The organism is Streptomyces sp. MJM8645 (assembly GCF_001625365.1).
Taxonomy (GTDB): Bacteria; Actinomycetota; Actinomycetes; order Streptomycetales; family Streptomycetaceae; genus Kitasatospora.
This window is the reverse complement of sequence record NZ_LJJF01000001.1, coordinates 6,069,127-6,086,718: the sequence shown is the minus strand read 5'-3', so window position 1 is coordinate 6,086,718 and position 17,592 is coordinate 6,069,127. Positions and strand designations below refer to the sequence as shown.

At 73.5% G+C, this 17,592-nt stretch carries 14 protein-coding genes; 3 read left to right on the top strand and 11 right to left on the bottom strand.

The window, feature by feature from the left end; translation table 11 throughout:
- The first annotated feature begins 388 nt into the window (after positions 1-388).
- Entirely contained in the window at positions 389-1,378 is a 990-nt protein-coding gene (locus A6F73_RS25930) for an aldo/keto reductase (RefSeq protein WP_063351537.1), read from the top strand.
- A 112-nt stretch (positions 1,379-1,490) separates the two neighbouring features.
- On the opposite strand, the gene A6F73_RS25925 is transcribed toward A6F73_RS25930, so the two are convergent.
- The 6 genes from A6F73_RS25925 to A6F73_RS25900 form a co-directional block, all read right to left on the bottom strand.
- On the bottom strand, positions 1,491-2,564 hold the full coding sequence (locus tag A6F73_RS25925) for an LLM class flavin-dependent oxidoreductase (RefSeq protein ID WP_063349989.1): 1,074 nt from the start codon (positions 2,562-2,564) through the stop codon (positions 1,491-1,493).
- A gap of 3 nt (positions 2,565-2,567) precedes the next feature.
- Complete coding sequence (locus tag A6F73_RS25920; protein WP_063349988.1) at positions 2,568-3,473, bottom strand: ABC transporter substrate-binding protein; 906 nt, start codon at positions 3,471-3,473, stop codon at positions 2,568-2,570.
- Between the two features lie 63 nt (positions 3,474-3,536).
- Positions 3,537-4,286: an ABC transporter ATP-binding protein gene (locus A6F73_RS25915; protein ID WP_079136009.1), complete on the bottom strand. Its 750-nt coding sequence runs from the start codon at positions 4,284-4,286 to the stop codon at positions 3,537-3,539.
- The gene (locus tag A6F73_RS25910; protein ID WP_063349987.1) at positions 4,283-5,149 is read right to left on the bottom strand and encodes an ABC transporter permease; all 867 of its coding nucleotides are present in this window, start codon (positions 5,147-5,149) and stop codon (positions 4,283-4,285) included. Before A6F73_RS25910 ends, A6F73_RS25915 begins: the two co-directional genes overlap by 4 nt.
- Positions 5,146-6,174 carry an NrtA/SsuA/CpmA family ABC transporter substrate-binding protein gene (locus A6F73_RS25905; protein ID WP_063349986.1) on the bottom strand — a complete coding sequence of 343 codons (1,029 nt, stop codon included), beginning with the start codon at positions 6,172-6,174 and terminating at the stop codon, positions 5,146-5,148. The genes A6F73_RS25910 and A6F73_RS25905 overlap by 4 nt, the downstream gene beginning before the upstream one ends.
- A 113-nt stretch (positions 6,175-6,287) precedes the next feature.
- On the bottom strand, positions 6,288-7,310 hold the full coding sequence (locus tag A6F73_RS25900; RefSeq protein WP_063349985.1) for an ABC transporter substrate-binding protein: 1,023 nt from the start codon (positions 7,308-7,310) through the stop codon (positions 6,288-6,290).
- A 468-nt stretch (positions 7,311-7,778) separates the two neighbouring features.
- Between A6F73_RS25900 and A6F73_RS25895 the strand changes: the two genes are divergently transcribed.
- Positions 7,779-8,561: an IclR family transcriptional regulator gene (locus A6F73_RS25895; RefSeq protein ID WP_063349984.1), complete on the top strand. Its 783-nt coding sequence runs from the start codon at positions 7,779-7,781 to the stop codon at positions 8,559-8,561.
- An 81-nt stretch (positions 8,562-8,642) separates the two neighbouring features.
- Here the strand turns inward: A6F73_RS25895 and A6F73_RS25890 are convergent, their stop codons facing one another.
- The 5 genes from A6F73_RS25890 to A6F73_RS25870 form a co-directional block, all read right to left on the bottom strand.
- The gene (locus A6F73_RS25890) at positions 8,643-9,239 is read right to left on the bottom strand and encodes a winged helix-turn-helix domain-containing protein (protein WP_244293707.1); all 597 of its coding nucleotides are present in this window, start codon (positions 9,237-9,239) and stop codon (positions 8,643-8,645) included.
- A gap of 1,155 nt (positions 9,240-10,394) precedes the next feature.
- Positions 10,395-10,946: an ATP/GTP-binding protein gene (locus A6F73_RS25885; RefSeq protein ID WP_063351534.1), complete on the bottom strand. Its 552-nt coding sequence runs from the start codon at positions 10,944-10,946 to the stop codon at positions 10,395-10,397.
- A 127-nt stretch (positions 10,947-11,073) separates the two neighbouring features.
- Positions 11,074-11,595, bottom strand: coding sequence for a DUF742 domain-containing protein (locus A6F73_RS44420; RefSeq protein WP_079136006.1), 522 nt, complete (start codon positions 11,593-11,595; stop codon positions 11,074-11,076).
- An 8-nt stretch (positions 11,596-11,603) separates the two neighbouring features.
- Entirely contained in the window at positions 11,604-12,023 is a 420-nt protein-coding gene (locus A6F73_RS25875; protein WP_063349983.1) for a roadblock/LC7 domain-containing protein, read from the bottom strand.
- Positions 12,020-14,857, bottom strand: coding sequence for a nitrate- and nitrite sensing domain-containing protein (locus A6F73_RS25870; protein ID WP_063349982.1), 2,838 nt, complete (start codon positions 14,855-14,857; stop codon positions 12,020-12,022). Before A6F73_RS25870 ends, A6F73_RS25875 begins: the two co-directional genes overlap by 4 nt.
- A gap of 553 nt (positions 14,858-15,410) precedes the next feature.
- On the opposite strand from A6F73_RS25870, the gene A6F73_RS25865 reads away from it, so the two are divergent.
- Positions 15,411-17,291, top strand: coding sequence for an AMP-dependent synthetase/ligase (locus A6F73_RS25865; protein ID WP_063349981.1), 1,881 nt, complete (start codon positions 15,411-15,413; stop codon positions 17,289-17,291).
- The last annotated feature ends 301 nt before the right edge of the window (positions 17,292-17,592 follow it).

The following is a 17,592-nucleotide window of genomic DNA, read 5'->3' as shown; positions in this document are numbered from 1 at the left end:
GACCCGAGGCGCGGGCGCGGCTGCCGAGGAGGGGCGGCGGCGGCCCGCGCGGAACGCCCGGGTACGGGCTGCGCTCACGCGGGCGGCACCGGGAGGGGATCGCGGCGGAGCGGCTCTGGGGCGGCGGCGTCAGCGCGAGGTGCAGCGGCGGCGACGACAACAGTGGGGCACCGCGGTCGCGGTCGCGATCGCGGGTGCGGTCATGGCCGTGGTCGTGGCCGCGAACACGGTTGCGGTCTCGGGTGCGGTCGCGGGTGGGGCCACAGCCTGGACGGTCATCGCGACTCCCCCTTCGCCTCGCACGCGTACGATCCCCCGCGAGCATAAGCACCGGTCAGAAACGGGGCAAGGGCTTGATCCGCCCGCGACGACTGGCAAGATGTCCGGCATGAGCTACCTCGCCGCGGATGACCGCTATGCCTCGATGACCTACCGCAAGGCCGGCCGCAGCGGCGTTCAGCTGCCGGCCGTCTCGCTCGGCCTCTGGCACAACTTCGGTGACGCCCAGCCGCTGGAGGTCCAGCGCGCGGTGCTGCGCCGCGCCTTCGACCGGGGGATCACCCACTTCGACCTCGCGAACAACTACGGTCCGCCGTACGGCAGCGCCGAACGCAACTTCGGCTACCTGTTCGCCCAGGACTTCCGCCCGTACCGCGATGAGCTGTTCATCGCCAGCAAGGCCGGCTGGGACATGTGGCCGGGCCCGTACGGCAACGGCGGCAGCCGCAAGTACCTGCTGGCCAGCCTGGACCAGTCGCTGGACCGGATGGGGCTGGACTACGTCGACGTCTTCTACTCCCACCGCTACGACCCGGACACCCCGCTCGAGGAAACGATGGGCGCGCTGGACAGCGCGGTGCGCTCGGGCAAGGCGCTGTACGCGGCGATCTCCAACTACCCGGCGGAGCAGCACCGGGAGGCGGTGGCGATCCTGCGCGAGCTGGGCACGCCGGTGCTGCTGAACCAGTCGGCGTACTCGATCCTCAACCGGTACGTGGAGGAGGGCGTGCTGGACGCGGTGGGCGAGACTCGGACCAGCCTCATCGCCTACTCGCCGCTCGCCCAGGGCCTGCTGACGGACCGCTACCTGTCGGGCGAGGTGCCGGCCGGTTCGCGGATGTCGGTCGGGCGGTTCCTGACCGAGGAGGCGCTCAGCGGGCCGAAGCTGGAGCAGCTGCGGGCACTCAACAAGGTCGCCGAGCGGCGCGGGCAGACGCTGGCGCAGCTCGCGCTGTGCTGGGTCCTGCGGGACCCGCGGGTGGTCTCGGTGATCATCGGGGCGAGCAGCGTCGCCCAGCTGGACCAGAACATCGACGCGCTCGCGGGCGGTCCGCTGACCGCGGAGGAGCTCGCGGAGATCGACCGACTCAGCCTCTGAGCGGGTAGGGGGCTTGCCGCCGGAACAGGCGAACAACTAACAGCTGACAGATTTCATCATCTGTCAGCTGTTAGTTGTCACCTGTCAGCCGTCAGCCGTCAGCCGTCAGCCGTCAGCGGCGGATGCCCAGGGCGGGCAGTACCGTTTCTGCAACCCGGTGGGCCTCCTCCAGCAGGGGGTTACCGGAGAGGATGAAGGTGTCGACGCCCAGCGACTCGAACTCCTGCAACCGCTCGACCACCTGGGCCGTAGAGCCGACCACCGCCGTACCGGGGCCGGGGCGGAACAGGCTCATTCCCGGCCAGAGGTTCGGGTAGGCCTCCAACTCCCGGGCCCGCGCGGGCACCTTGCCGCCGTGCTGGCGGAACTGCCGCTGCCAGCCGACCCCGTCCTCACCCTTCGCGCCGCCCAGTTGGCGGGCGTACGTGGCCTCGCTGGTGACGTCGAGCAGGCGGTCGGCGGCCGCCCAGGCCTCGTCCTCGGTGTCGCGGACGATCAGGTGCAGCCGCAGCCCGATCCGCAGGGTCCGGCCGTGGGCGGCGGCCCGCGCCCGGACCAGGTCCAGCTTCTCCTTGAGCAGGTGCGGCGGCTCGCCCCAGGTCAGGTAGACGTCCACGTGCTCGGCCGCCATCTCGATGCCGGCCGCCGAACTGCCGCCGAACCAGAGCGGGATGCCACCGGGCTGGACCGGCGCCAGCTCCCGCAGGCTCGCGCCCGCGTTCTTCAGTTCGTAGAACTCGCCCTTGTGGTCGAAGACTTCGCCGGCGGTCAGGCGATTGACGATCGACCAGTACTCGGCGCTGAGCCGGTAGCGGTCGTCGTGCTCGACGTCCAGTCCGTACTCGCGCAGTTGCGCGGTCGAGCCGTTGACCACGTTGAACCGCAGTCGGCCGCCGTGCATCCGGTCGAAGCTGAGCGCCATCTTTGCCAGCAGGGTGGGCGAGACCAGCCCCGGGTGGACGGCCAGCAGCGGCTTGAACGCCGGGGTGGTGGCGGCCGCGAGCGCACTGCCGAGCGTCCACACATCGTAGAGGTCGGTCGCGAGCAGGGCGCCGGTGTAGCCCAACCGCTCGACGCTTCCCGCCAGTTGCTGCAGGTAGCGGAGATCCACCGGGCGGCGGCCGGCCGGCTCCCACGGGTAGTGGCCCTCGCGCGGGATGATGTACCAGAGGACTTCGGAGGCCACGGTTCAGACCGCCTTGGCGAGCGCGGCGGCCACCGGGGCCTCCAGCGCGGGCAGATGGGCGTCGGCGACGGTCAGCGCCCGGTCGATGAACCCGACCCCGTGGAAGATGTCCGCGGCCTCCTGCTGCTCGGCGATGAACCCGGCGGTGGCGGGCTCCAGTTGCCACGGCAGTGCGGCCAGCGCCGTCTGCCAGTCGACGGCCGAGCCGCCCAACTGCTCCGCCGCGATCGCGGCCGCCTCGGCCGGGTGGGCGGCCACCCAGGCGTCCGCCCGGCGCAGCGCGGCGGCGATCGCGGCGACCACCTCGGGGCGCTCGGTCGCGAAGTCCCGGCGGGTGAAGAACACCGAGCGGTCGGTGATGACGTCGCCGGTGCGGATCAGCTCCCGAAAGCCCCCGCTCCGGCGGGCGGCGGCCAGTTCGGCGCCCTGGGCGATCCACCCCGCGATCTCGCCGTCGCGCAGCCGCTGAGCCTGGTCCTCGCCGGCCGCCGGGCGCACCGGGGTGACGTCCTCGGCGTACGAAAGCCCCTGCGCGTGCAGGGCCTTGGCGAGCAGATGGGTCTGCCAGGATCCGATGCCCAGCACGACGGTGCCGCCCTTGAGGTCCGCCACCGCCTGGACCGGGCCGCCGTCCAGCACCAGCAGGGCGCCGTGGTCGGGCCGGGGTGCGGAGACCGCCGCGTACACCAGGTCATGGCCGGCCGCCTGGGCGGTGACCGGCGGGGTCGAGCCCGTCCCGCCGAAGTCGATGGTGCCGTCGGCGAGCAGCGCACCGGTGCGGGTGCCGTCGGCGTAGTGGTGGAAGGCGCCGGTCTCGCCGAGCGGGGCCAGTTCCTCGTCCAGGTAGGGCAGTCGGGCGAGGTAGTAGAGCGAGGGGTTGCTGGCGTGGACGCCGAGGGTCACGGTCATCTGTTCAACTCCGGTGGTGCGGGCGGGCGGTCTTGAGGACGGTTCGGTGGGGCCGTTTACGGGTCAGTGGACGCCGAGGTCGGCCAGCAGTCGGCGGCGCAGGTCGGCGAAGGCCGGGTCGGCGGGGTCGCGGGGGTGGTCGACGGCGACCGGTTCGTCGCGGACGAGCAGGCCGTCACGCAGGACGGCGACGCGGTCGGCGAGCCGGACGGCCTCCTCCACGTCGTGGGTGACCAGCAGCACGGCGGGGCGGTGGCGGCGGACGAGGTCGCCGACCAGGTCCTGCATGCGCAGTCGGGTGAGCGCGTCCAGTGCGGCGAACGGCTCGTCGAGCAACAGCAGTTGGGGTTCGCGGACGAGGGCCCGGGCGAGAGCGACGCGCTGCGCCTCGCCGCCCGAGAGGGTGGCCGGCCAGGCGTCGGCGTGCTTGTCCAGGCCGACCTCGGCGAGCGCCTTGAGTCCGGTCTCCCTGGTGGCGGCGCCGCGCGGCAGACCGACCGTGACGTTGGCCAACACCCGCTTGGACGGGACGAGTCGGGGCTCCTGGAAGACCACCGTACGCACCGGCGGGACGAGCACGGCGCCCTCGTCGGCCCGGTCGAGCGCGCCGAGGATGCGCAGGAGGGTGGTCTTGCCGGTGCCGCTGGCGCCCAGCAGGGCGACGAACTCGCCCCGGGCGATGGAGAGATCGACACCGTCGAGGACGGCCCGGGTGCCGAACACCCGGCGCAGGCCCCGCAGATGGACGGCCGGAGCGGCGGTCGCAGGCACGGCGGTCGCAGGCACGGAAGTGGCGGAAGTGGCGGTGCTCATCGGGCTGCTCCCTGGACGGCCTGGCGCCACGGCATCAGGAGGCGTTCCAGGACCCGGACGACCGCGTCGGCGGTGAGGCCGAGCAGCCCGTAGATCAGGATGCAGACGGCGAGGATGTCGGTGCGCGAGTAGTTCTGGGCCTGGGCCATCAAGTACCCGATCCCCTCGGTGGAGTTGATCTCCTCGGCGGCGATCAGGGCGATCACGCTGAGCGTCATCGACAGCCGCAGACCGGACAGCAGGGCGGGCAGCGCGCCCGGCAGGACGACGGTGCGCACGATGGCCCAGCGGCCGAGCCCGAAGCTGCGCATCGCCTCGACCAGCTTGCGGTCGGTGTTGCGGACGCCGCCGGAGGCGGACACGTACATCGGGAAGCTGGTGGCGACGCCGATCAGGGCGACCTTCGCGGTCTCGGTGATGCCGAACCACACCATGAACAGCGGGACCAGCGCCAGGAACGGGACGGTGCGCAGCACCTGGATCGCGGAGTCGAGCAGTTCCTCGCCGAGCCGGGTGAAGCCGGTGACCACGCCGAGCACCAGACCGGTGGTCGCGCCGACGAGCAGGCCGAGGCCGGCCCGGGTGAGGGAGACCCCGAGGGCATCGGTGAGCTGGCCGTTGCCCCACAACTCGCCGACGGCTTCGGCGACCTGGGCGGGTGAGGCGAGGACGTCCTGGGTGAGGGCGCCGGTGGCGGAGGCGAGCGCCCAGCCGCCGAGCAGGGCGAGCGGGCCCAGGGTGCGCAGGATCACGGCGAGGGCGCGCGGGCGGGGCCGCTGCCGCCTGGTGTGCGGGGTGACGAGTCCGGCGTCGAGGGCGAGACGGGTCTCGTCGGTGGTGCGTTCGGGGGCGGCGGTGGTCACTTGGCACCGTCCCCGAGCTTGTTGATGTCGATCAGGTACGGCTTGACGTCCACGAGTTGCTTGGTGACCTTCTGGTCGGCGAAGAACCGGGCGACGGTGCCGAAGCGGGCGGTGTCGGCGTCGGAGATGGCCTCCGCGGCGGCGCCCTGCCCACTGACGTTCACCGCGATGTCCTTCTCGGCGGGGGTGACGGCGGTCGGGCCGGAGTCGGTGAAGACGTTGAGGTAGGCGGCCGGGTCCGCCTTCTCCTTGAGGCCGTTCTCGCGCAGGTAGGTGTAGAAGGCCTTGACCACCTCGGGGTGCTTGTCGGCGAAGCCGTTGCGGACGGCCCAGACGGCATAGTTGTCGGAGCCGACCTCCTTGCCGTTGGCCAGGAAGTGCGCCCCGGCGTTGGCGATGGTGGGCGTGGAGAAGGTGTTCCAGGTCGCCCAGGCGTCCACCTGGCCGGAGTTGAAGACGCCAGCCGTCTGGTCGGCGCGCAGGTAGACCCGTTCGACCTTGTCGGCCGGGACGCCGTTCTTCTCCAGCGCCTTGAGCAGCAGGTACTCGCTGGTGCCGCCCTGGGAGACGGCGACCTTGCGGCCGACCAGGTCCTGGACGGACTTGATGGGCGAGTCGTTCTTCACCAGGATCCCTTCGCCGACGCCGTCGGGCGCGGTCTGGGCGAACAGCTTGAAGCCGGGCTTCTGGGCGAGCGCGGCGACGGCCGAGGTGATCGAGCCCAGGGCGACGTCCAGTTGGTCGGCGGACAGGGCCTGCGCGGCCGGGGCGAACGGGCCCGCGCTGCCGGTCCAGGCGACCTTGGCGTGGACGGCGGCCAGCGCCTTGTCCAGCGAGCCGTCCTTCTTGCCGCGGGCGAGGAAGCCGTTGTTTCCGGGGTCGGGCAGGCGGAGCACCACGTCGGCCTTGCCGCCGGCCCCGCCGTCGGCGGAGGCCTTGGCCCCGTCGGCGGACGAGCCGCAGGCGGCCAGTGCGGTGGAGGCGAGCAGCGCGGTGGCGGCGAGGGCGAGGCGGGGGGTCTTCACGGGGTCTCCAAACGAAGGACAGCTGACAAGTGACAACTTTCGAAATCTGTTATCTGAAATCTGTCTGCTGAAATCTGTTAGTTGTGATCTGTCAGCCGGCGGCCGGGCGGCGCTCAGCCGCCCACCGCGGCGCGGCGCCGTTCGCGCAGCAGCTCGTGGGCGGCGCGCAGGGGTTCCGGGTCGGCCCAGCCGGGGATGTCGACCGGGGAGGCGAGGAATCCCCGGTCCCCGAGGAAACGTTCCTGCTGCGCCAGCAGCTCCAGGCGCTCCGCCGAGAGGTCCAGGTGCAGGGTGCGGTGGCTGCCCGGTGCGTACGCCCCGGCCACGCCCTCGGCGCCCGCACCGGTCTCGGCCCGCAGGATCCGCACCACCTCCGCCGGGTGCTCGGCCGCCCAGTCGGCGGCCTCCAGCAGAACGGCGAGGAAGCGGGCGACCAGCTCCGGCTGCTCGTCCAGCAGTTGCTGGTGGACGGTGACCGGCCGGGGCGTCCCGTTGTTGACCCGGGCCCGGCGGTCCGGCGCCGCGTCCAGCTCCACGGCCACCTCCGCCCCGACCCGGCGGGCCGCCTCGACGGCGAGCGCCCCCTTCACGTACACGGCGTCCACCACACCGTCCCGCAGCGCGGCCAGCTCGCCGGCCCACTGCCCGCCGCCGGGCAGGCCCGGGACGTCGACCAGCTCGGCGTCGTCCAGCGTGAGCCCGGCGAGGCCGAGGGCGCCGCGGAAGCCGGCCAGGGCCATCGCCCGCCAGAAGTCGATGCCGATGTCATGATGTGGGACCGCCAGCCGCAACCCGCGCAGGTCGCCGGGGCCGGTGACGCCGCTGCCGGCCCGGACCAGGACCACCTGGCGCTCCTCGATCCAGGTGAGGCCGACCAGCCGGGTCCGCTCGCCGCGCGAACGGGCCCACAGCGCCGGGACGTTGCCGCCCTCGCGGAACAGTCCGGTGAGCGCGTGGGTGTAGTGGTGGTCGGCGGCCACCTCCGGCGGGGCGTCCTGGAGCGAGCGGACGGCGATCCCGTCGGCGGCGAACTCGCGGGCGAGCCACCCCTGGTCGGCGGCGATCCCGGTGGCGGTGGGCACCGGGCAGCGGGTGAACCAGAGGGTGTCGGGGGCACTGGGGGAAGGGCTGGGCACGGGGTGTGGTCCTCTGCGGAGGGGGCGGGTTCGGCGGGCGCCGGAAGGCTGCGGGTCTGGGCACGCCGCGCGGGTCACGGGGCCCGGGGCGTCGGGGAGTTGCACGAGGTGGCGAGTCGGGCGGGGCGGTGGGTCGCGCGAGGCGGGGAACGCCGGACGGTGCGACGCGAGGGGAGCGTCAGCGACAACACGCGCAGGAGGCGAGGAACCGGTGGATCGTCACGGCGTCGCTCCTTCCTGCGGGTCGAGGTTGCGGGTGGTGCGCCGGACGGCGGGCGTCCGGCACGATGTGAGGAGCGTTCCATGACGATCGAGCCGGAGGCAAGGTTTTGCCACATGGTGGGATCACTTGTTCATCAACGCCATTCCATTGCAACGTCGTCGACACAATCCCGCAGCACTCGCTGCCCTACGCTGAGACTCCTCCCGGTGATCCAGCCGGATTCCCGAACCGAAACGCGAGGTGCCATGGCCGAGGCCGCCACCGCCGTCCAGGGCCCGCCGGCCGGTGCGCAGGCCGTCCAGCGTGCGCTGGGGCTGCTGCACTGCTTCCACGACAACGGCCCCGACCTGAGCGCCTCCGACCTGGCCCGCCGGATGGACCTCTCGGTCTCCACCGCGCACCGGCTGGCCCGGACGCTGGTCAGCGCCGGCTTCCTGGAGCAGGACGAGCAGACCGCGCGCTACCGGCTCGGCCCGGCGGTCGCCGAACTCGGCCAACTCACCTTCCACCAGCGCGGACTGCACCTGGCCGCACCCGAGTTGGACCGGCTGTCCCGACGCACCGGTGCGACCGCGGACCTCGCGATCCGCAGCGGTCCGCACGCGGTCATCCTGGTGGGGGCCTCCGTCCGCCCGGACACCGGCCTCGGGCTGCGCCGGCCGCTGCACTCCACGGCGCTCGGCAAGGTACTGCTGGCCTGGCCGCGCCCGGGGGAGCCGGCGGTGTCGGCACTCGGCCCGCTGCCGTCGTTCACCGACCGGACGATCACCGAACCGGCTCGGCTCGACGAGGAGTTGGCGAAGGTCCGGAGCTCCGGGTACGCGCTCAACGACGGCGAGTCGGCCGCCGGGGTGCGGACGGCGGCCGTGCCCGTCCTGGACGGCACCGGGCAGGCCCGGTTCGCGCTGGCCGTCCGCTCGACCCCGGCGCACCTGACCGACGACCGCCTGGACTGGTTCCTGGGCCACGCCCGCGCCTGCGCCGACGCGCTCGCCGTCCTGTTGCTGCCGCCCGATCAGCGCGCCTGACGTCACGTCACAATGCCGCAGCGGGTCACCCGTTGCGCGATGGCACGGGCAACCAGCCGCGGCAGGAAGTTCGGTGGCCGATCAGCTGGCCGGGGTGTACTTGTAGCCGACCCGACGGACCGTCACGATCGTGTCGCGGTAGCCCGGTCCGAGCTTGCGGCGCAGCCGGGCGACGTGCACGTCGACCGTGCGGCCGTCGCCGACGTGGCCGTAACCCCAGACCGCCGAGACCAGGTGGTCCCGGGTGTGCACCCGCTGCGGGTGCTCGGTGAGGTGGGCGAGCAGCTCGAACTCCAGGTAGGTGAGGTCGAGCAGCCGCCCGTCGACGTAGGCGTTGCGCCGCTCGGCGTCGACGGTGATGCCGCGCCCGGCCGGTCGGACCGGGCGAACACCGGCCTGTGCGGGCACACTCACGTGCACACCGACGTGCTGTACACCCGAGGGCCCGCCGAGGGGCGCGCCGGCGGGCACCGCCGCCACCGGGCTGTCGGCCGGCACGAGCACCAGGTACCCGACCATCGGGTTCCCGGTACCGGCGCCGAACTGCGTGCCGTACTGGGCGAGCAGACCCTGTGGCAGCGCGCCCTGCGGCAGGGCGGCGACGACGGTCGCCCCCTCGGGCAGCGCGGCGAGCAGGGCCGCCGGCGCGGCCGGGAGGACCGCGCCCGGCTGGGGCACGACGCCCGCGCCCGCCGGACGGGACGGGATCGCGTGAGAGGACCGGACCGCTCCCCCGGGCCATCGCTCGGCGGCCGGCGAGCCGTGCGAGAGCGGGGAGGCGGAGGAGCCCGGCGCGCCGGAGACGCCGGAGCCGGCCGGGGCGACGCCCGGGACGGAGCGGACCGCGCGCAGATGCGGGGTCGCGGAGGGCAGGGGCAGGGTGGCCGTGGATGAAGAAGACATGGTGTGCCGCTCATTTCGCGCGTGACGGACGGGGTGGAGTCGTCTGCGCGTCGACCGGGCGTACTGCCGGGCTGATCCGGAATCAGCCTGCGGAGGGCCGGGACGCGCTGGGCGAGCCCGGACACGTCTGATCGAACAGGTGCGGCTGCCGGGACGGCCAGAACGGCTCAAGGTCGAGGCGACCCTGGTGGCTGTCCCCGGCGCGGTTCGCGCGCCCGTTCCACCGCCTGGCCGGTCCACCGACGCACATCGCGGAGGCCGCCCCGGTCGAGCGGGGACGGCCGGCGATGCCGGGGGCGGGGCTGGTGCAGGCGATGTTCACTGGTGGTCTCTCCGCGAGGCGGGGCCGGATCGGCGGTCGCGGGCACGCCGGATGAGGCGGGTCCGCTACGGCCTGGTCGACGGGATTGGCGGTGCGTCAGACGGCGGCCGGGTGGGCCGGGAGCGTCAGGGACGTACCGGGAAGGGGCCGGCCGGTCACCGACAACAGGCGCTGCAGATCAGCGCCTGGTCGATGTAGCGACGGACGGTGAGCACCGGCGTGACGGGGGCGGGATCGGTCGTGGCGCGTCGCTGGCCGACGGTCATCCTGCTGCCCTCCCCCTTGCTCTGTACGACGGCGCGTCGTCGTCGATGCGCGCCTTCGTGAACGGAACGTTTCCGGCCCTCCCGACGGCATGGCCGGGCGGCTTTCGTGCCCAGAGCCTTCCACGCCGGGCCGGTCTAGGCAACCTTCGGCACACCGAACGTCCGGGATGCGGACAACCGAATGAGACGTCGGGAGGCTCGGAGGCTCTGTGAAGCCTCTGTGCGGGTGCAGTGCCGGACCGATGGTGCGGCGGCGTCAGACCGGGGGCGCGGAGGCGTCAGACCCGGATGCGGTGTCGTCAGACCGGGCCACGGCAGCGCCCGGCCCGGGGTGTGGCGGCGTCAGATTCGGGCCGGGGTGCCGCGGTGGCGACGGGCGGCGGCGTGCTCGACGAGCGCGACCAGGAGTTCCTTCCCGTCCTCCCGCAGGCGCGCGTCACACAGCAGCACGGGAATGTCCGGGTCGAGGTCGAGCGCGTCGCGGACCTCGTCCGGGGAGAACCGCTCGGTGCCGTCGAAGCAGTTCACCGCGACCACGAACGGGATGCCGCGTTGCTCGAAGAAGTCGACCGACGGGAAGCAGTCGGCCAGCCGCCGGGTGTCCGCGAGCACCAGTGCGCCGAGCGCGCCGCGGGCCAACTCGTCCCAGACGAACCAGAACCGGTCCTGCCCGGGCGTGCCGAACAGGTACAGCGCGAGTCCGGGCCGCAGGTCGATCCGGCCGAAGTCCATCGCCACGGTGGTGGTGCGCTTCGCCTCCACGCCCGAGGTGTCGTCCACCGGGCGGCCCAGTTCGCTGAGCTCCTCCTCGGTGCGCAGCGGCCGGATCTCGCTCACCGAGCCGACCAGCGTGGTCTTGCCCGCGCCGAAGCCGCCCGCGACGAGGATCTTCACCGCGACGGCCGGGCCGCCGCGCCAGCGCGGGTCGTTGGCACGACCGCCGGAGCCGTGGCCGCCGGGGGTGCCGCCACCAGGGGCACTACCGGCAGAGGTGCCGCCGGCAGCGGCGCGGCCGTCGTGGTCAGAGCGCACGGAGTCCATTGATCACGTCTCGCAGCAGGCGCTCGTCCGGCAGCTCGGCGAGCGGAACGGGTCGGGTGACGCTGATCAGCTCGGCGTCGTAGAGGTCGCCGAGCAGCACCCGGACGACGCTGACCGGCAGGTCGGTGTAGGAGCCGAGTTCGGCGACGGACAGCGGCTCGCGGCGGCACCAGGCGAGGAGGGTCTGGTGCTCCGGGTCGAGGACGTGCGCGGGCACGGCCCCCGCGTTCGGCCCGGGCTCGGCGGCGGTGATCAGCGAAATCAGGTCGAACAGGCCGTCCTCGACCGGCCGGGTGCGGCCGCGGGTCATCGAGTAGAGCCGCACGACCGGGCCGGCCTCGTCGTCGAACCAGCGGTCGTCGGCAGGGGCACGCGGGTGGAGCAGGTCGGACTCGGCCCCGTCCTGGCCCGCCCGCTCCACCACCGCCCCGGCCGACACGTCCGAGCCGCCCGAGCCAGACGACTCGGGCGGCCCCGCCGCCTCAGCCTTCGGATCCGCCATCGGACCGCTCATCTCCCCGGCGGCGCGGCTTCGGTGCGCGGCTCGGCGGCCAGGTGCTCGCCGACCCGCTTGACCAGCAGCGCCATCTCGTAGGCGATCTGGCCGATGTCGGCCTCGGCCTCGCTCAGCACGGCCAGGCAGCTGCCGTCACCGGCCGCCGTGATGAACAGGAACGCCTCGTCCAGTTCCACCATGGTCTGGCGGACTCCGCCGACCTTGAAGTGCCCGCCGGCGCCCTTGGCCAGGCTGTGGAATCCGGCCGCGACGGCCGCCAGGTGCTCGGCGTCCTCGCGGTCGAGGTCGCGGGAGGCTCCGGTGGCCAGGCCGTCGCTGGAGAGGATCACGGCGTGCCGCAGGGCCGCGACGCGCCCCACCAGGTCGTCCAGGAGCCAGTTGAGGTCCCCGGACGGCTGCGTCGAAGTGGTCATGAATCAGTTCCTTCCGATGGAGCGGGTGGTGCAGGTGGTGCTGTTGGTACGGGTGTTGTCGATGGTGCAGGGTTTGCCGGGTTCCGTCGGACGGGCGAGCCGGCCGGCACCCGACGGGCGAGCGGTGCCCGGGCACCGTCCGGCGGCGCGGACAGCGCCGCCGGGGCGGGTGCCGGACTGATCGCCCGCCGGGCGGGGTCCGGTGGCTGCCAGGCGGGTACGGCGGCGGGCCGGGCACTCGCCGGGGCCGACCTGGGCGTGGCGGCGCCGCGCCCTCGGGTGAAGCCGCGCTGGAACGAGGCGAAGGTGGCCCGCGCCTCCTCGGGCGAGCGCTCACGCGCCCGCTCGGCCTCCTGGGCCTCCCGGGTCCGTCGGGCGGCGAGGGCGGCCTCGTCCTCGGGCCCGTGGTCGGCCCGCTCCCGGAGGCGCTCCTTCAGCTGCTCCTTGAGCTGCGGCGCGAGGTTCGCCTGCCGGACCCGCCGGGGCAGCCCGCCCTCGGTCCGCGGGCCTGCGACCAACGGCGGGTCCGCGGGCCCGTCGACGACGGGAGCGGCAGTGGTCGGCTCGTCCCGACGGTGGCGCCCCGTCCCCGCACCGTCCTCGGCGTCCCTGGGCGGCGCGGGCACCAGCACCGGCCCGCCCTTGGTCCGCGAGGCCCGTCGCGGCAGCCCGCCCGGTGTCCGGGCCGGCTCGGGCGTGGACGGCCGGGGACCGCCGCTGCCCCGGTTCCGCTCGTCCTCCCCCGCGACGGAACCGGCCACAGACCCGGCACCGGCGCCGACACCGACGGCAGAGCCGGCAGCGGCCCGAGCCGCGCCCTCCGCCGTACCGCCGCCACCACCGCCACCACCGAGCGCGGGCACGGCGACCAGGTCGCGCTGTCCACGCCGGACCGGGGCGGAGCGCTGTCCGGTGGGCGGCGGTTCGGGCAGGCCGTCCGGCGCCTCGGCGAGCAGTTCGCGCGGGATCAGCACGACCGCCGTCGTCCCGCCGTACGGGGACGGGCGCAGGTGGACCCGGATGCCGTGCCGCCGGGCCAGCCGGCTGACCACGAACAGGCCCAGCCGGTCGGTGTCGGCGAGGTCGAACTCCTGCTCCACAGCGAGGCGTTCGTTGGTTTCGGCGAGGAGTTGATCGCTCAGCCCGAGCCCGCGGTCGTCGATCTCCAGCGCGAATCCGTGCGCCACCACCTCACCCTGGACGGTGACTTGGGTGGTCGGCGGGGAGAACACCGCGGCGTTCTCGACGAGTTCGGCGATCAGGTGGGTGACGTCCGCGACGGCGCTGCCGAGCAGGCCGGTGCCGGGGAACGGCCGGACGATCACCCGGGCGTAGTCCTCGACCTCGCCGACCGCCGCGCGGACCACGTCCACCATCCGGACGGGCTTGCGCCAGGCGCGCCCGGGCGAGCCGCCGGCGAGGATGATCAGGCCCTCGGCGTGCCGCCGCATGCGCGTGGTGAGGTGGTCGACCTTGAAGAGGTCGGCCAGCTCGGTCGGGTTCTCGGTGCGGCGCTCCATGGTGTCGAGCAGGGTGAGCTGGCGGTGCAGCAGCACCTGGCTGCGCCGGGCCAGGTTGACGAACACCGCCGAGACGCCGCGCCGCAGTTCGGCCTGCTCGACGGCGGCCTCGACGGCGGCCCGCTGGACGGCGTTGAAGGCCTGGCCGACCTGGCCTATCTCGGCCGCCCCGAAGCGCAGTTCGGGTGCCTCGGCCGCGACGTCCACCGCCTCGCCGCGGCGCAGCCGCAGCATGACGGAGGGCAGCCGGGCGCCGGCCAGTTCGTTGGCCGCGTTGCGCAGTCCGATCAGTTCGCGGGCGAGGCCGCGCCCGATCCGGAAGGAGATCAGCACCGACAGGACGACCGCGACCAGACCGATCGCACCGGCGATGCCGCCGCGCCAGAGCAGCCCGATCGCGGCGGACCGTTCGCGCTCGCCGATCCCGTTGGCGATCCGGGCGTTGATCGAGGTGAGGTCGCCGAGCGCCCGGTCGGCGGTCTCCCGCCAGGAATCGCCGTTGATCGCCTGGGCGACCCGCTCGGGGCCGCCGGCGCCGACGAAGTCCGCTTCGGCGCGGGCCAGCGCGGCCCAGGCCTCGCCGCCGCGCAGGGCGATGTAGTCGGACTGGTCGGCGGGTTCGAGTTCGGCGATGTAGACGGTGAACAGGGCCTGCTGGTTGTGCAGGGCGTCCAGGGCGACCTGGTACTGCTCGGCGGTGGGCTTGGCCGCGCCGCCGCGCAGGCCCTCCATCGCCGCGTCCTCCTGCGCGAGGTACTCGCGTGCGCGCACCAGCTCGATCAGGATGGTCCCCTGCCGCGGGAGTTGGCCGCTCTGCCGGGCGACGTAGGCGGACCGGAAGCCGAACACCGGCTTGACCAGGTCGCTGTACTGCCCCAGCGCGAACTCCCAGTTGAGCGCGGAGCGGCCGACCTGCGCGCGTAGCGGTCCGATCTGGTCGGCGGCGGCGATGATCTGCAGGAAGCGGCCGCGCTGGGAGCTGGAGAGCTTGCCGCCCGCGTGGTCCTTCTTCTGCCGCAGGACGTCGAGGCTGCGGTCGGTGGCGGCCTTGGCGTGTTCGTAGGCGTCCGTGGCGACCTGCGAGTTCGGGACGGCCAGTCGCTGGACGGCCGCGCGGCGCTCGTTCTGCAGATCGTCGGCGTACCGGTCGACCGGGGTCCCGAACTCCTTGTACGTACGGCTGATCTCCAGCTGGCCCCAGACGTCTCCGGTGGTGGCGAAGGTCGCGTACACCCACAGCGCGGTGAGTGCGACGATGGGCACCAGGAGCAGCGCGATGATCTTCGCGCGGATCGAGCTGCTGCGCAGACGCATGGAGTCCTCGGTCGGGAAGTGCCAGGCGCGGACGGGGAGCGGTTCGGAGGAGCCGCGGGGCTCGGCCGGAAAAGGCTTGGGAAAGGGCTTCGGAAAGAGTTCGGGTGCGGGCTTCGGGAATCGGCTTCGGGGCTGGTCGGCGTGGATGGTGCGTCGTCGGATCGGGCCTGGCCGGGAGGCCCCCGGTCGCAGGTCTGCGAGAGCCTACTACGCCCTGACCACTCGTTCGAGGGTCGTACCAGTCCACTTCCCCGGCTTGCCCCGCACACGTCAGGATCGAATCCCGGCCACCGCGGGCTCGCGTCCGGATCATCCACCTCCGCCCGGTTTGCCCGGTCACCGAACGCACGCGGTTCCTCCTCGGCGGCGACACCTTCCGCAGGGACCGGTGCCGATCTCGTCGCGTCACGGTCACAACCCTGGGCAGTGACAGGCCGATCCGATAGTTTCGCTCCACCTGCGCGGCCCGGCACCGCCGCCACGGCCTCCGGCGCCGACACCGGTTCCGGCACCGGCGCGGGCAGTGCCGCCGCGAGACGCCAACGGGGGGAATGTGCGCGAGTTCACCACCCCCGCCGTGGCCGGGCCCGAGGCCACCGGAGGACTCGCCGACTCGCTGTACGACACCGCCGAACGCACACCGGACCTGGTGCAGCTGGCCCGCCGCGTCGGCCCGCCGGGCCCCGCCGACCCCGCCGAGCACCGGGACGGGCACCGGTTCGGGCACCGGGACGAGTGGCGGGGCGTCACCGCGCGGGAGTTCCGCGACGAGGTGCTCGCCCTCGCCAAGGGCCTGCTCACCCGGGGCGTGCGCTACGGCGACCGGGTCGCCCTGATGTCCCGCACCCGCTACGAATGGACGCTGTTCGACTACGCGCTCTGGTCGATCGGCGCGATCACCGTCCCGGTCTACCCCACGGCGGCGGCCGAGCAGGTGCGCTGGATCCTCGCCGAGACCCAGGCGGTGGCCTGCCTGGTCGAGGACGAGGACGCCGCGATGACGGTCGGCGCGGTCTGCGACGCGCTGCCCGACCTCACCGGCATCTGGCAGCTGGACCGCGACTGCGTCGCCGCGATCACCGAGGACGGCCGCGACGTGCCCGACTCGCTCGTCCACCGCCAGCGGCTCGGCGTCACGGCCGGGAACGTCGCCACGGTCGTCTACACCTCGGGCACCACCGGCCGCCCCAAGGGCTGCCTGATCACCCACGCCAACCTGGCCGCCGAGGCCGACGCGCTGCTCGGCGGCTGGCGGGAGGCCTTCCACGACACCGGCGGCGGACAGCCGTCCACCCTGCTGTTCCTGCCGCTGGCACACGTCTACGGGCGGGCCGTGCAGGTCGCGGCGATCCGCGGCGGCTTCCGGATCGGGCACGTCCCCGAGGTTTCCACCGACGCCCTGCTGCCCGCGATGGAGTCCTTCCGGCCGACCTTCCTGCACGTCGTCCCGTACGTCTTCGAGAAGATCTTCCAGCAGGCCCGGCGGGCCGCCGAGGACGCCGGGCGCGGCGAACTCTTCGAACAGGCCCGGCAGGTGGCCGTCGACTGGGCCGCCGCCCGGGAGCAGAAGGCGTTCGGGCGCGGGCCCGGGCCCAGCCCCAAGCTGCGGCTGCGCCACCTCGCCTACGAGCGGACCGTCTACCAGCGGCTGCGGGCCGTACTCGGCGGCCGGGTGCGCAGCGTGATGTGCGGCGGCTCCGCGCTGCGCCGCGAACTCGGCCTCTTCTTCACCGGCGCCGGCCTGCACCTGTACGAGGGCTACGGGCTGACCGAGACGTCCGCCGCGATCACCGCCAACCCGATCGGGCGGCAGAAGCTGGGCACGGTCGGGCACCCGCTGCCGGGCTCGTCGGTGGCCCTCGCCGACGACGGCGAGGTCTGGGTGCGCGGCGGCTCGGTCTTCGGCGGCTACCTCAACCACCCGCAGTGCACGGCGGAGTCCCTGATCGACGGCTGGTTCGGGACGGGCGACCTGGGCCGGCTGGACGAGGACGGCTACCTGACCATCACCGGCCGCAAGAAGGACCTGATCGTCACCAGCAGCGGCAAGAACCTGGCCCCGTCGGCACTGGAGGAGCGGGTGGCCGCGCATCCGCTGGTCTCCCAGTGCCTGGTGGTGGGCGACGACCGCCCGTACGTGGCCGCGCTGATCACGCTCGACCCGGCGGCGCTGGCGCACTGGTTGAAGACGCACGGGCTGGAGCAGCTGGACCCGTGGGCGGTGCTCGCGGACGAGCAGCTGCACACCGAGGTACAGCGCGCGGTGGCGGCGGCGAACACGGCGGTGTCGCGGGCCGAGTCGATCCGCGCGTTCCGGCTGCTGCCCCGCGAGTTCAGCCAGGACCAGGGGCTGCTGACACCCTCCCTGAAGCTGCGCCGGGCGGCGATCGCCGAGTACTACGCCGATGACATCGCGGAGTTGTACGTCCCCTGACGGATCGTCTCGTCCCTTTTGTGGCAGGTGCGGTGGGCTTCGATTCACCGGCCGTTCCCTTGACGGGCTGATTGGTCCAGTCCATTGTTTCTCCTCGGTCCGAGTGCGGCGCACCATCCGCTCCCGCCCCTCCGGGAGCACCCAGGTCCCGCGAGCCCGGTTCCAGCGGCCCGCCCCACGGGCCCGGTTCCAGGGTTCCGGTTCCAGGGTTCCGATTCCGCCACGCCCTCCCCACGGGCGTGTCCCCCACACGCAGGAGTCCTCTCGTGTCGATGTCCACGTGCCCGTCTGCGCGCCCGTC

Coding starts and splice junctions, on each gene's coding strand:
- A6F73_RS25930 (WP_063351537.1), top strand. CDS start 389: ATGAGCTACCTCGCCGCGGATGACCGCTATGCCTCGATGACCTACCGC.
- A6F73_RS25920 (WP_063349988.1), bottom strand. CDS start 3,473: ATGACCGTGACCCTCGGCGTCCACGCCAGCAACCCCTCGCTCTACTAC.
- A6F73_RS25915 (WP_079136009.1), bottom strand. CDS start 4,286: ATGAGCACCGCCACTTCCGCCACTTCCGTGCCTGCGACCGCCGTGCCT.
- A6F73_RS25895 (WP_063349984.1), top strand. CDS start 7,779: ATGGCCGAGGCCGCCACCGCCGTCCAGGGCCCGCCGGCCGGTGCGCAG.
- A6F73_RS44420 (WP_079136006.1), bottom strand. CDS start 11,595: ATGGCGGATCCGAAGGCTGAGGCGGCGGGGCCGCCCGAGTCGTCTGGC.
- A6F73_RS25875 (WP_063349983.1), bottom strand. CDS start 12,023: ATGACCACTTCGACGCAGCCGTCCGGGGACCTCAACTGGCTCCTGGAC.
- A6F73_RS25870 (WP_063349982.1), bottom strand. CDS start 14,857: ATGCGTCTGCGCAGCAGCTCGATCCGCGCGAAGATCATCGCGCTGCTC.